Genomic DNA, 13,562 nt, shown 5'->3' on the forward strand with positions numbered 1-13,562 from the left:
AGGATGCGCTCGGTCGTCGTCGTCTTGCCGGCGTCGATGTGCGCCATGATACCGATGTTGCGGTAGTCGGCGATGGGAGTAGTGCGAGCCATGAAGAGGGGCTTTCTAGGAAGGGGCCTGGAGGTCGCTTACCAGCGGTAGTGAGCGAACGCCTTGTTGGCGTCGGCCATCTTGTGGGTGTCCTCGCGCTTCTTCACCGCATTGCCGCGGCGATTGAAGGCGTCGAGCAGCTCGGCGGAGAGCTTCTCGGTCATGCTGTGGCCCGACCGGTCACGGGCGGCCTGAATGATCCAGCGGATCGCCAGCGCCTGACGGCGCTCGGGACGAACCTCCACCGGAACCTGATAGGTGGCGCCACCGACGCGGCGCGAGCGGACCTCAACGGCCGGCTTCACGTTCTCCAGCGCCTCGTGGAAGGCGGGGACCGGATCCTGCTTGAGCTTGGCCTCGACCTCGTCGAGCGCACCGTAGACGATGTGCTCGGCGACCGACTTCTTGCCACGTTCCATCAGCGTGTTCATGAACTTGCTGAGGACGATATCGCCGAACTTGGCGTCCGGCAGGACTTCACGCTTTTCGGCTGCGCGACGGCGGGACATGCTTTCCTCCCTCGCTCTACTTCGGACGCTTCGCGCCGTACTTCGAACGGCGCTGCTTGCGGTCCTTGACACCCTGCGTATCGAGGGTGCCGCGAATGATATGATAGCGAACGCCCGGAAGGTCCTTCACGCGACCACCGCGGATCATGACCACCGAATGCTCCTGGAGATTGTGACCCTCGCCCGGGATGTAGCTCACCACTTCATAGGCGTTGGTGAGGCGCACCTTGGCGACCTTGCGCAGCGCCGAGTTCGGCTTCTTCGGCGTCGTCGTGTACACGCGGGTGCAAACGCCACGCTTCTGCGGGCAAGCCTCGAGCGCCGGCACCTTGTTGTGGGCCTTGAGCCCGTGGCGCTGCTTGCGGATCAACTGGTTAATAGTCGGCATTGATTTCCGGTTTCCTTAACGCCGTCTCGGGTCCGCCCAACATCGACGCGTAGGCACAAAGCACATGCGCGGGCATAGCGGCTAACGCACAGCCCCGCGCAAAAACAACTTTGTGGCCTGGTGGCCTGACTTGTAGCGGTCCTCGGCGTCAGGCTGCGTTTTGGCTTCCGCCAACCACCAGCCCCTCGACGAGGTGGCGCGCTTATATGGCCGCTGTTCCTAGGCGTCAAGCACGCTACGGTGCTTTTCGCATTGATATCGTTGGTTATTTCTGAGTCGACCGAAACCGACTCGTTCCTGACTCGCATGCTCCAGTGCGCGCAAGAATCTAACAACCACATCTAGTGCCATTGTGGCCGAAGAGCCACAATTGACGAAGGCCGTCCTTTTTCAAGGACGGCCTTCAGGTTCGTGTCGCTCGAGACCGTGGTCAGTCGGCTGCGGTCTCGACTTCCTCGAGCGTCGGGACCGGCTGGTCCTCGCCGTCCACGCCGGCGGCAAGGATCGCGCGGTCGCGCTGGGCTGCGATGGCCTTGAGACGGTTCACGACTCCGCCGGTACCCGCCGGGATCAGGCGGCCGACGATGACGTTCTCCTTGAGGCCCTGCAGGTTGTCGACACGGCCGCTGACGGCCGCCTCGGTCAGCACGCGGGTGGTCTCCTGGAACGAGGCCGCCGAGATGAACGACTTGGTCTGCAAGGACGCCTTGGTGATGCCCAGCAGCACCGGGTCGGCCTTGGCCGGCTTCAGCTTCTCCGCAAGGATCTTGGCGTTCTCGACCTCGAACTCCGCCTTGTCGACCTGTTCGCCGATCAGGAAGGTCGTGTCGCCAGCGTCGGTGATCTCGACCTTCTGCAGCATCTGACGCGCGATCGTCTCGATGTGCTTGTCGTTGATCTTAACGCCCTGCAGTCGATAGACCTCCTGGATCTCGTTCACCAGGTACTCGGCCAGCTTCTCGATGCCCAGCACGCGCAGGATGTCGTGCGGTACCGGGTTGCCGTCGATCAGCAGGTCGCCGCGCTCCACGAAGTCGCCTTCCTGGACGGCAATGCGCTTGCCCTTCGGGATCAGGTACTCCACCGGCTCCGCCCCCTCGCCTTCCGGCACGATCAGGACGCGGCGCTTGCTCTTGTAGTCCTTGCCGAACTCGATGCGGCCCGAGATGTCGCAGATGATTGCGAAGTCCTTGGGCTTGCGCGCCTCGAACAACTCCGCCACGCGCGGCAGACCGCCCGTGATGTCGCGGTTCTTGCCGCCCTCGCGCGGGATACGCGCCAGGATGTCGCCGGCATTGACGTCCTGGCCGTTCTCGACAGACAGCACCGAGTCGAGCGACAGCAGGTAGCGAGCCTCCTGGCCGTTGGCCAGCATGATCGGGTTGCCGTCGGCATCGTGGATGGCGATGCGCGGACGCAGGTCGCCACCGCGCGGCTGGCCCTTCCAGTCGACCACCACACGGTTCGAGATACCCGTCGAGTCGTCGATCACCTCGCGCATCGACACGCCCTCGACGAGATCGACATAGACCGCCTTACCGGCCTTCTCGGTGATGATCGGCAGGGTATACGGATCCCACTCTGCGAGCTTCTGGCCCTTCGCGACCACCGTATCGCTGTCGACCAGCAGGCGCGCGCCGTAAGGCACGCGATGCTTGGCACGCTCGCGCTGGGCGCCGTCGATCAGGACGATCTCGGTGTTACGGCCCATCACGACCGGCACGCCCGAGCTGTTGATGACGACGTTGCGGTTACGCACCTGGACGGTGCCGTCATGGCTCGCTTCGATGTTCGACTGCTCCGCACCACGCTGCGCGGCGCCGCCGATGTGGAAGGTGCGCATCGTGAGCTGGGTTCCCGGCTCGCCGATCGACTGGGCGGCAATGACGCCCACCGCCTCGCCGATGTTGACCGGCGTACCGCGCGCGAGATCACGGCCGTAGCACTTGCCGCAGACGCCGATCTTGGTGTCGCAGGTCAGCACCGAGCGGATGCGGAGCTCTTCGATGCCGGCCTTGTCGATCAACTCGACCTTGACCTCGTCGATGAGTTCGCCGGCCTTGCTGATCACTTCGCCCGTCAGCGGATCGACGATGTCGTCCAGCGCCGTGCGACCGAGGACCCGCTCGGAAAGCGGCTCGATGACATCACCGCCATCGACAACTGCCCGCATCGTGAGGCCGCGTTCGGTGCCGCAATCCTCCTCGATGATGATGCAGTCCTGCGCCACGTCGACCAGACGGCGTGTCAGATAACCCGAGTTCGCCGTCTTGAGCGCCGTGTCGGCCAGTCCCTTGCGGGCACCGTGGGTGGAGTTGAAGTACTCCAGCACCGAGAGGCCTTCCTTGAAGTTCGACAGGATCGGCGTCTCGATGATCTCGCCCGAGGGCTTGGTCATGAGGCCGCGCATGCCGGCGAGCTGCTTCATCTGCGTGGCGGAGCCGCGCGCGCCGGAATGCGCCATCATCCACACCGCGTTCACCGGTCGGCCCGGCTGCGGCGTCGAGATGCCCTTCATCATTTCCTCGGCCACGCGGTCCGAGCAGCGCGACCAGGCATCGACGACCTTGTTGTACTTCTCACCCGAGGTGATCAGGCCATCCTGGTACTGCTGCTCGTACTCCTTCACTTCCTTGTTGGTCTGGGCGACCAGCTTCTGCTTGGCCGCCGGAATGACCAGGTCGTCCTTGCCGAACGAAATGCCGGCGCGGCAGGCATGATAGAAGCCGAGACCCATCAAGCGATCGGCGAAGATCACCGTCTCCTTCTGACCGCAGTGGCGGTAGACGGAGTCGATGACGTTCTGCAGGTCCTTCTTGGTCAGCAGCCGGTTGATCAGCGAGAATGGGAGGTTCTCGTGCTTGGGCAGGATCTGCGCCAGCAGGACGCGGCCCGGCGTGGTCTCGACGACGCGGCTGGCGAACACACCCTTGTCGTCGTAGGCCTCCAGACGCATCTTGATGCGCGCATGCATCGAGAGGTCACGGCTGTGGAGGGCATGCTCCAGCTCGCCGATCTCGGAGAACAGCGAGCCTTCGCCCCGTTCGCCCTCACGCTCCAGCGTGATGTAGTAGATGCCGAGCACGATGTCCTGCGACGGCACGATGATCGGCTTGCCCGACGCCGGCGACAGGATGTTGTTGGTGGACATCATCAGCACGCGCGCTTCGAGCTGGGCTTCCAGCGACAGCGGCACGTGCACCGCCATCTGGTCACCGTCGAAGTCGGCGTTGAAGGCCGTGCAGACCAGCGGATGCAACTGGATCGCCTTGCCTTCGATGAGCACCGGCTCGAACGCCTGGATGCCCAGGCGATGCAGCGTCGGGGCGCGGTTCAGCAGCACGGGATGCTCGCGGATGACCTCCTCGAGGATGTCCCAGACTTCCGGCCGCTCCTTCTCGACCATGCGCTTGGCGGCCTTGATCGTGTTGGCCATGCCGTAGTTCTGCAGGCGCGAGTAGATGAACGGCTTGAACAGTTCGAGCGCCATCTTCTTGGGCAGGCCGCACTGGTGCAGCTTGAGTTCCGGGCCGACCACGATGACCGAACGGCCCGAGTAGTCGACGCGCTTGCCGAGCAGGTTCTGGCGGAAGCGGCCCTGCTTGCCCTTCAGCATGTCGGCGAGCGACTTCAGCGGACGCTTGTTGGCGCCGGTGATGACGCGGCCGCGGCGGCCGTTGTCGAACAGGGCGTCGACCGACTCCTGCAGCATGCGCTTCTCGTTGCGCACGATGATGTCGGGCGCGCGCAGCTCCATCAGCCGCTTCAGGCGGTTGTTGCGGTTGATGACGCGGCGGTACAGGTCGTTGAGGTCCGACGTCGCGAAGCGGCCGCCGTCGAGCGGCACCAACGGACGCAGCTCGGGCGGAATCACCGGCACCAGCTCGAGGATCATCCATTCCGGACGTGCGCCGGACTCGATGAAGTTCTCGCAGAGCTTGAGCCGCTTCACCAGCTTCTTGCGCTTGGCCTCCGACGTCGTCTCGCGCAGTTCCTCGCGCAGGCGCGGACGCTCCTCGTTGAGGTCGATCGCCTGCAGCATGCCGCGGATCGCCTCGGCGCCGATCTCGGCCTCGAAGGAGCCTTCGCCATACTCGTCAAGCGCGTTGAGGTACTGCTCCTCGTTCAGCAGTTCGCGGTACTTGAGCGGCGTCAGGCCCGGATTGCTGACGACGTAGTTCTCGAAATACAGGATGCGCTCGAGGTCGCGCAGCGTCATGTCGAGCAGCAGTCCGATACGGCTCGGCAGCGACTTCAGGAACCAGATGTGGGCAACCGGCGAGGCCAGCTCGATGTGGCCCATGCGCTCGCGGCGCACCTTGGTGAGGGTCACCTCGACGCCGCACTTCTCGCAGGTGATGCCGCGGAACTTCATGCGCTTGTACTTGCCGCACAGGCACTCGTAGTCCTTGATCGGCCCGAAGATGCGGGCGCAGAACAGCCCGTCACGCTCCGGCTTGAACGTGCGGTAATTGATAGTTTCCGGCTTCTTGATCTCGCCGTGGCTCCACGTGCGGATGCGCTCGGGGCTGGCGATCGAGATGCGGATCTCGTCGAAGGTGGGGGTGCCCTGCGGCTGGCCCAGTACGTTGATAAGGTCGGTCATCTTTGTCCTACTGTTCTGTGGACGTAATTCGCGAAATCGGGAGGTCGATCACCCTCAGGTGATCGACTGGTTCAGTTCGACGTTGAGGCCGAGGGAGCGCAGCTCCTTGACCAGCACGTTGAAGGATTCGGGAATACCCGCCTCGAACGTGTCGTCGCCGCGCACGATGGCCTCGTAGACCTTGGTGCGGCCGGCCACGTCGTCCGACTTGACGGTCAGGATCTCCTGCAGCGTGTAGGCGGCGCCGTAGGCTTCCAGCGCCCACACCTCCATCTCGCCGAAGCGCTGTCCGCCGAACTGTGCCTTGCCGCCCAGCGGCTGCTGGGTGACCAGGCTGTACGGTCCGATCGAGCGCGCGTGGATCTTGTCGTCCACGAGATGGTGCAGCTTCAGCATGTAGATGTAGCCGACCGTCACCTTGCGATCGAACGGCTCGCCGGTGCGGCCGTCGATCAGGGTGACCTGGCCCGACCTGTCGAGGCCGGCCATCTCCAGCATCTCGACGATGTCTGGTTCGTGCGCGCCGTCGAACACCGGCGACGCGAAGGGCACGCCCTTGCTGAGGTTGCGGGCGAGCTCGATCGTCTGCTCGTCGCTGAGATCGGCGATGTCGGCCTTGAACGCCTTCTCGCCGTAGACCTCGCGCAGCTGCTTCTTGATCTGCGCCGCCGAAACCTCGCGGGCATCCTCGAGCATCTTGCCGATCTTCTTGCCAAGACCCGACGCGGCCCAGCCGAGATGGGTCTCGAGGATCTGACCGACGTTCATGCGCGACGGCACACCGAGCGGATTCAGCACGATGTCGACCGGGCCGCCCTCCTCGAGGTACGGCATGTCCTCCAGCGGCATGATGCGCGAGATGACGCCCTTGTTGCCGTGACGGCCGGCCATCTTGTCGCCCGGCTGCAGCTTGCGCTTGGTCGCGACGAAGACCTTGACCATCTTCATCACGCCCGGCGGCAGCTCGTCACCGCGCTGCAGCTTGTCGACCTTGCTGTCGAAGCGGTCCTGCAGCCGCTTCATCGATTCGTCGAACTGCTTGTTCAGCGCCTCGATCTCGGCCTGCTTCTTGTCCGCCTTGACGGCGATCTGGCGCCACTGGCCCGGCGTGTATTCGCCCAGCACGGTGTCGACGATCTTGGTGCCCGGCTTCAGCCCCTTGAGGCCGCCGGCCACGACCTGGTTCAGGAGCATCTCCTGGAGCTGGCTGTAGAAGCTGCGCTCGAGGATCGCCTTTTCGTCGTCACGGTCCTTGGCGAGACGCTCGATCTCGTCGCGCTCGATCGCCAGCGCGCGCTCGTCCTTGTCGACGCCGCGGCGGTTGAACACGCGGACCTCGACGACAGTGCCCTCGACGCCCGGCGGGACCTTGAGCGAGGTGTCGCGCACGTCGGCCGCCTTCTCGCCGAAGATGGCGCGCAGCAGCTTCTCTTCCGGCGTCATCGGGCTCTCGCCCTTCGGCGTTACCTTGCCGACCAGGATGTCGCCCGCCTTCACCTCGGCGCCGATGTAGACGATACCCGCCTCGTCGAGGTTTTTGAGGGCTTCCTCGCCGACGTTCGGGATGTCGCGGCTGATTTCCTCCTGGCCGAGCTTGGTGTCGCGAGCCATGACCTCGAACTCCTCGATGTGGATCGAGGTGAAGACGTCATCGCGCACGATGCGCTCGGAGAGAAGGATCGAGTCCTCGAAGTTGTAGCCGTTCCAGGGCATGAACGCGACGAGCACGTTGCGGCCAAGCGCCAGCTCGCCGTTCTGCGTCGACGGGCCGTCAGCGACGATGTCACCCTTCTTGACGTGGTCGCCGACCCGAACGAGCGGCTTCTGGGTGATGCAGGTGCTCTGGTTCGAGCGCTGGAACTTCAGCAGGTTGTAGATGTCGACCGCCGGACGATTCGGACCGACATCCTCCGTGGCGCGCACGACGATACGCATCGCGTCGACCTGGTCGACGATGCCGGTGCGGCGGGCCGAGATGGCGACGCCGGAGTCGCGGGCGACCACCTCTTCCATGCCGGTGCCGACCAGCGGCGCTTCGGCCTGGATGAGCGGCACCGCCTGGCGCTGCATGTTCGAGCCCATCAGCGCGCGATTGGCGTCGTCGTTCTCAAGGAACGGGATGAGCGCCGCGGCGACCGACACGATCTGCTTGGGCGAGACGTCGACGAAGTCGATCGTATCGGGCCGGCCGAGGATGTATTCGCCGCCCTTGCGGCACTGCACCAGTTCGGACACGAACTTGCCCTTGGCGTCGATCTCGGCGTTGGCCTGGGCGACCGTATAGCGCCCCTCCTCCATCGCGGAGAGATAAACCACCTCGTCGGTCACGCGACCGCCCGAGACCTTGCGGTACGGGCTCTCGATGAAGCCGTACTGGTTCACGCGCGCATAGGTCGCCAGCGAGTTGATGAGGCCGATGTTCGGGCCTTCCGGCGTCTCGATCGGGCAGATGCGGCCGTAATGCGTCGGATGCACGTCGCGCACTTCGAAGCCGGCGCGCTCGCGGGTCAGACCGCCCGGTCCAAGCGCCGAGAGGCGACGCTTATGTGTCACTTCCGACAGCGGGTTGGTCTGGTCCATGAACTGCGAGAGCTGAGAGGAGCCGAAGAACTCGCGCACCGCCGCCGCCGCCGGCTTGGCGTTGATCAGGTCGTGCGGCATCACGGTGTCGATGTCGATCGAGCTCATGCGCTCGCGGATCGCCCGCTCCATGCGCAGCAGGCCGACGCGGTATTGGTTCTCCATCAGCTCGCCGACCGAGCGGACGCGGCGATTGCCGAGATGGTCGATGTCGTCGATCTCGCCGCGGCCGTCCTTGAGACCGTGCAGGACGCGCACCACCGCCAGGATGTCCTCGCGGCGCAGCGTGCGCTGGGTGTCGGGCACGCCCTCGAAGTCGAGGCGCATGTTCATCTTCACGCGGCCGACCGGCGACAGGTCGTAGCGGTCGATGTCGAACAGCAGCCCCTGGAACAGGGTCTCGGCCTGTTCGAGCGTCGGCGGCTCGCCCGGACGCATGACGCGGTAGATGTCGAGCAGCGCTTCTTCGCGGTTCGAGTTCTTGTCTGCAGCCAGCGTGTTGCGGATGTACGGGCCGACGTTGACGTGGTCGATGGCGAGCGTCGGCAGCAGATCGATGTCGTTCTCGTTGAACAGCTCGAGCACGGCTTCGGTGATTTCCTGGCCGGCCTCGACGTAGATCTCGCCCGTCTTCTCGTTGATGACGTCGAGCGCGGCGTAGCGGCCGATCAGCTCCTCTGGCGAGACGCGAATTTCCTTGAGGCCCGCCTCCTTGAGCTTGTTGAGCAGGCGCGGCGTCATCTTGGTGCCGGCATCGGCGACCGACTTGCCGGTCTTGCCGTTCACCAGGTCGTGCGTCAGCTTCACGCCGCGCATCGAATCGGCCTCGAACGGCGTGTTCCAGCCATCCTTGTCGCGCGTGTAGACGACCTGCCCGTAGAACGCCGAGAGGATCTCCTCCGGCGACATGCCCTGGGCCTCGGACGGGTCGAGCGTCTGGCCCTTGGCGGTGGCGGCCAGGCGCTTCTTCCACGTGGCGTCGTTGTCGAGCGCAAGCAGCAGCGTCGTCACCGGGATCTTACGGCGACGGTCGATGCGGACATGGATCAGGTCCTTGGCGTCGAACTCGAAGTCGAGCCACGAGCCGCGGTACGGGATGATGCGGGCGGCGAACAGGTACTTGCCCGAGCTGTGGGTCTTGCCCTTGTCATGGTCGAAGAAGACGCCCGGGGAACGGTGCATCTGGGAGACGATCACGCGTTCGGTGCCGTTCACGATGAAGGTGCCGTTGTCGGTCATGAGCGGCATGTCGCCCATGTAGACGTCCTGCTCCTTGATATCGCGGATCGAGCGCGAGCCGGCTTCCTCGTCGATGTCCCACACGACGAGCTGCAAGGTGACCTTCAGCGGAGCGGCGAAGGTGATGCCGCGTTGCTGGCACTCCTCGACGTCGTACTTGGGCTCCTCGAACTCGTACTTCACGAACTCGAGGCTGGCACGCTCGGCGAAGTCCTTGATCGGGAAAACGCCGCGGAAGACTTCCTGGAGTCCGGACTGCGTGCGCTTGGCCGCCGGCGTGACGCGCTGGAGGAAGCTCTCGTAGGAGCTCTTCTGGACCTCGATGAGGTTCGGCATCGGCGCCACCGATTCGATGTGGCCGAAGAAACGACGAATCCGTTTGCGCGTATTGAAGGCCGTGGCCATCCTGCGTCCTCGAAGGTTCAAGGGCGGTGATAAACACCCGCTGCTTTCTCGGAGCTCCCGGCCCGCCAGCCGTTCGCCCCATCCGTCGCAGAGGGCCACTTGTCGGAACGGACCTCAAAGGAAAGTCCGTTCGGAGAAGAGGCCCGAACGGGCCGGCTTCCCGAAGGAGGCCGGCCCGGCCGGTTAAACGTCTTACTTGAGCTCGACCTTGGCGCCTTCGGCCTCGAGCTTCGCCTTGAGCTTCTCGGCGTCGGCCTTCGGCACGCCTTCCTTGATCGGCTTCGGCGCCGCTTCGACCAGGTCCTTGGCTTCCTTGAGGCCGAGACCGGTGATCTCGCGGACAGCCTTGATGACGTTGATCTTCTTGTCGCCGGCGGCGGCGAGAACGACGGTGAACTCGTCCTTCACCTCGGCCGGAGCGGCGGCAGCGCCACCGCCAGCGGCGGCAACGGCGACCGGAGCGGCGGCGCTGACGCCCCACTTCTCTTCCAGCAGCTTGCTGAGCTGAGCGGCCTCAAGGACCGACAGGGCCGACAGTTCTTCGACCAGCTTCTCGAGATTAGCCATTTTAGTCTCCTATAACCCGAACTTCGATTTCGTGACGTCGATGATGATGACTTACGCCGCCTTCGCGCCGTCTTCCGTGGCTCCGTACGCGCCGAACACACGAGCGAGCTGACCGGCGGGCGCCACGAGCACACCAGCGACCTTGGTCGCGGGAGCCTGCAGAAGACCGATGATCTTGCCGCGCAGAGCATCGAGGGACGGCAGGGTGGCGAGAGCCTGGACGCCAGCGACGTCCAGAGTTTCTCCACCCAAGGAACCGCCGACGATGGTCAGCTTTTCGTTGTCCTTGGCATAGGCCGCGACGACTTTCGCCGCTGCGACCGGATCCGCGGAATAAGCGATGGCAGTCGGTCCCGTGAACATGGGGCCGAGCGCCGTGAAGGCCGTGCCCTCGAGGGCACGGAGCGTGAGCCGATTCTTTGTGACCTTGTAGCTAGCGCCGGCTGCCCTGATCTTGCGACGCAGGTCCGTCACTTCCTGGACGGTCAGACCTGACTGGCGAGTGATCACCATCAGGTTGGCGTCCTTGAAGATCTGGTTCAGCTCGACGATCGCTTCGGCCTTTTCCGAACGATTCACGGCTTTCTCCAACAAAGGTCCGCTCCGGAGGATCCGGATCGGACCGGCTGCGTTACAGACTGCGCAGCCTCCGTTAGCGGGTTAGCGCGAACGGAGACGTTGCGGTCCGGTTCGCCTGCCCCGGAAGTTCGGGCACGTGCGCGCACCGTGGAGGTGCAGCGTCGATTCCCTTGCCCCCGTCTGCACTGGCGGGTTTCCCCTTTACACCCCGCCCCGAGAGGCGACGTACCGGTGGTCTCGGACAGGTGGAACTCGAGACCTTGTGGTCTCTTCGTTCCCTCCGCCGCGGGCCGAAGCCTGCGGCGGAATCTCTGAAACTCTGGCGGCCGCTACTCAGGTAATCGCGGTCGCCGGGTCGAGCTTAATGCCCGGACCCATCGTCGAACTCAGCGACACCTTCTTGATGAAGGTGCCCTTGGCACCGGACGGCTTGGCCCGGTTGATGGCCGCGACCAACGCCTTGACGTTGGCGGCGATCGCCTCCTCGCTGAACGACGCCTTGCCGACGCCAGCATGAATGATGCCAGCCTTCTCGGCGCGGAACTCGATCGAGCCGGCCTTGGCGGCCTTCACCGCGGCGGCGACGTCCTGCGTCACCGTGCCGAGCTTCGGGTTCGGCATCAGGCCGCGCGGGCCCAGCACCTTACCGAGACGGCCGACGATGCCCATCATGTCCGGCGTGGCGATGCAGCGCTCGAACGCCATCTCGCCAGCATTGATCTTCTCGGCCAGGTCCTCGGCGCCGACCAGATCGGCACCGGCCGCCTTCGCCTCGTCGGCCTTCGCGCCACGGGCGAAAACCGCCACGCGAACCGACTTGCCGGTGCCGTTCGGCAGCTCGATCATGCCGCGCACCGCCTGATCGGCGTGACGCGGATCGATGCCGAGGTTCATTGCGACCTCGATGGTCTCGTCGAACTTCGCCTTGGCGTTGGCCTTGACGATCTTCACCGCCTCATCGAGCGGGTACATCTTCTCGCGGTCGACCGTGGCGGACGCCGTCTTGTAACGCTTGCCCTGGGCCATGGTCCTACTCCACCACCTGGAGGCCCATCGAGCGGGCCGAACCCACCACCTGGGCCATCGCCGACTCGACGCTGTCGCAGTTGAGATCCGGCATCTTCTGCTCGGCGATCTCGCGAACCTGCTTCGTCGTCACCTTGCCGACGATCTGCGTGCCGACCGTCTTGGCGCCCGACTCGATGCCGGCCGCCTTCTTCAGGAAGTAGGTCACCGGCGGCGTCTTTGTGACGAAGCTGAAGCTGCGGTCCTGGAACACGGTGATGACTACCGGGATCGGCATGCCCGGTTCCATCTTCTGCGTCTTCGCGTTGAACTGCTTGCAGAATTCCATGATGTTGACGCCCTGCTGACCGAGCGCAGGCCCGATCGGCGGAGACGGATTGGCCTTGCCAGCCGGCACTTGCAGCTTGACGTAGGCTTGGATCTTCTTAGCCATGCATACCCCTAGTTCGTGGGTGGCGCGGTCCGGCCATGGCAGGCCTCCCGCACCAAATTAAGGTCAAGTCCTTGATCCTGAAGGATTTTCGGCCTCGACCCTCTTCATGAGAAAAGGCTGGCGAACAGCCAGCCCCTCAAGGGCGCGGGGTCTACCAAATATGACCGCCCGCCACAACCCTGATTTTGTCCCCCGATATGGGGAGGAATCAGATCTTTTCCACCTGAGCGTAATCGAGCTCGACGGGGGTGGAACGACCGAAGATCGAAACGGCGACCTTCAGGCGAGCCCGCTCCTCGTCCACATCCTCCACGGTGCCGTTGAACGAGGCAAACGGGCCGTCGGCCACCTTGACCTGCTCGCCGATCTCGAAGCTGACGGCGGGCTTGGGACGCTCCACGCCCTCCTGGACCTGCTTCAGGATGCGGTTGGCCTCGGCGTCGGAGATCGGCACCGGCTTGCCGCGGCCGCCGCCGCCCAGGAATCCCGTGACCTTGGCCGTGTTCTTGACTAGGTGCCAGGAGTCGTCCGTGAGGTCCATCTTCACGAGCACGTAGCCCGGGAAGAACTTGCGCTCGGTGTTCACCTTGCTGCCGCGGCGGACCTCGACGACCTCCTCGGTCGGCACGATAACCTCGGTGATTTCGTCGTCCAGGCCCTTCTTTCCGGCCTGTTCGCGGATCGACTGGGCGACCTTGTTCTCGAAGCCCGAATAGGCGTGAACGACGTACCAGCGATGAGCCATGTCAGGAAACCCCGAGGAGAAGCTTCACGACGAAGCCAATGACCTTGTCGGCCACGAGGAAGAACAGCGACGAGATGACGACGAAGATGAACACCATGCTGGTGGTGATCATCGTCTCGCGTCGCGTCGGCCAGGTGACCCGGGCCACTTCGGCCCTGACTTCCCGGGCGAATTCGATCGGATTCTTTGTCGCCATGATCGCCGTTCTTCAAATAATGGCAGGAGCGGAGGGGCTCGAACCCCCGACCCTCGGTTTTGGAGACCGATGCTCTACCAACTGAGCTACACTCCTGCAGTCAAACCACCGCCGCTTGGTGACGGCGGTGATCCTCTATAGCACTACTTTACGACTTTGGTGACGACGCCGGCGCCGACGGTGCGGCCGCCTTCACGGA

The 13,562-nt window shown here is 64.3% G+C and carries 11 protein-coding genes and 1 tRNA gene; all 12 read right to left on the reverse strand.

Annotated features, from left to right (window positions below):
• Window positions 1-92: GTP-binding protein (locus Q0Q48_RS28715; protein ID WP_366915323.1), on the reverse strand; the 92-nt coding region annotated here is incomplete at its 3' end.
• Between the two features lie 36 nt (window positions 93-128).
• Window positions 129-599, reverse strand: coding sequence for a 30S ribosomal protein S7 (rpsG, locus tag Q0Q48_RS28335; protein ID WP_068199663.1), 471 nt, complete (start codon window positions 597-599; stop codon window positions 129-131).
• Window positions 600-615: 16 nt separating this feature from the next.
• The gene (gene rpsL / locus Q0Q48_RS28340) at window positions 616-987 is read right to left on the reverse strand and encodes a 30S ribosomal protein S12 (protein WP_295145785.1); all 372 of its coding nucleotides are present in this window, start codon (window positions 985-987) and stop codon (window positions 616-618) included.
• A gap of 430 nt (window positions 988-1,417) precedes the next feature.
• A complete protein-coding gene (gene rpoC / locus Q0Q48_RS28345) occupies window positions 1,418-5,593 on the reverse strand; it encodes a DNA-directed RNA polymerase subunit beta' (RefSeq protein ID WP_295145786.1) in 4,176 nt (1,391 codons plus the stop codon).
• A 54-nt stretch (window positions 5,594-5,647) separates the two neighbouring features.
• Window positions 5,648-9,817 carry a DNA-directed RNA polymerase subunit beta gene (gene rpoB / locus Q0Q48_RS28350; RefSeq protein ID WP_295145789.1) on the reverse strand — a complete coding sequence of 1,390 codons (4,170 nt, stop codon included), beginning with the start codon at window positions 9,815-9,817 and terminating at the stop codon, window positions 5,648-5,650.
• Window positions 9,818-10,009: 192 nt separating this feature from the next.
• Window positions 10,010-10,384, reverse strand: coding sequence for a 50S ribosomal protein L7/L12 (gene rplL, locus Q0Q48_RS28355; RefSeq protein ID WP_295145791.1), 375 nt, complete (start codon window positions 10,382-10,384; stop codon window positions 10,010-10,012).
• Between the two features lie 51 nt (window positions 10,385-10,435).
• Window positions 10,436-10,963 carry a 50S ribosomal protein L10 gene (gene rplJ, locus Q0Q48_RS28360; protein ID WP_295145799.1) on the reverse strand — a complete coding sequence of 176 codons (528 nt, stop codon included), beginning with the start codon at window positions 10,961-10,963 and terminating at the stop codon, window positions 10,436-10,438.
• Between the two features lie 333 nt (window positions 10,964-11,296).
• Window positions 11,297-11,989: a 50S ribosomal protein L1 gene (gene rplA, locus Q0Q48_RS28365; protein ID WP_295145792.1), complete on the reverse strand. Its 693-nt coding sequence runs from the start codon at window positions 11,987-11,989 to the stop codon at window positions 11,297-11,299.
• Between the two features lie 4 nt (window positions 11,990-11,993).
• Window positions 11,994-12,422: a 50S ribosomal protein L11 gene (rplK, locus tag Q0Q48_RS28370; protein ID WP_295145794.1), complete on the reverse strand. Its 429-nt coding sequence runs from the start codon at window positions 12,420-12,422 to the stop codon at window positions 11,994-11,996.
• Window positions 12,423-12,630: 208 nt separating this feature from the next.
• Complete coding sequence (nusG, locus tag Q0Q48_RS28375) at window positions 12,631-13,167, reverse strand: transcription termination/antitermination protein NusG (RefSeq protein WP_295145796.1); 537 nt, start codon at window positions 13,165-13,167, stop codon at window positions 12,631-12,633.
• A 1-nt stretch (window position 13,168) separates the two neighbouring features.
• Entirely contained in the window at window positions 13,169-13,363 is a 195-nt protein-coding gene (secE, locus tag Q0Q48_RS28380; RefSeq protein WP_295145798.1) for a preprotein translocase subunit SecE, read from the reverse strand.
• Window positions 13,364-13,383: 20 nt separating this feature from the next.
• Window positions 13,384-13,459 (reverse strand) — tRNA-Trp (locus Q0Q48_RS28385).
• Between the last annotated feature and the right edge of the window lie 103 nt (window positions 13,460-13,562).

The organism is uncultured Reyranella sp. (assembly GCF_945957355.1).
Taxonomy (GTDB): domain Bacteria; phylum Pseudomonadota; class Alphaproteobacteria; order Reyranellales; family Reyranellaceae; genus Reyranella.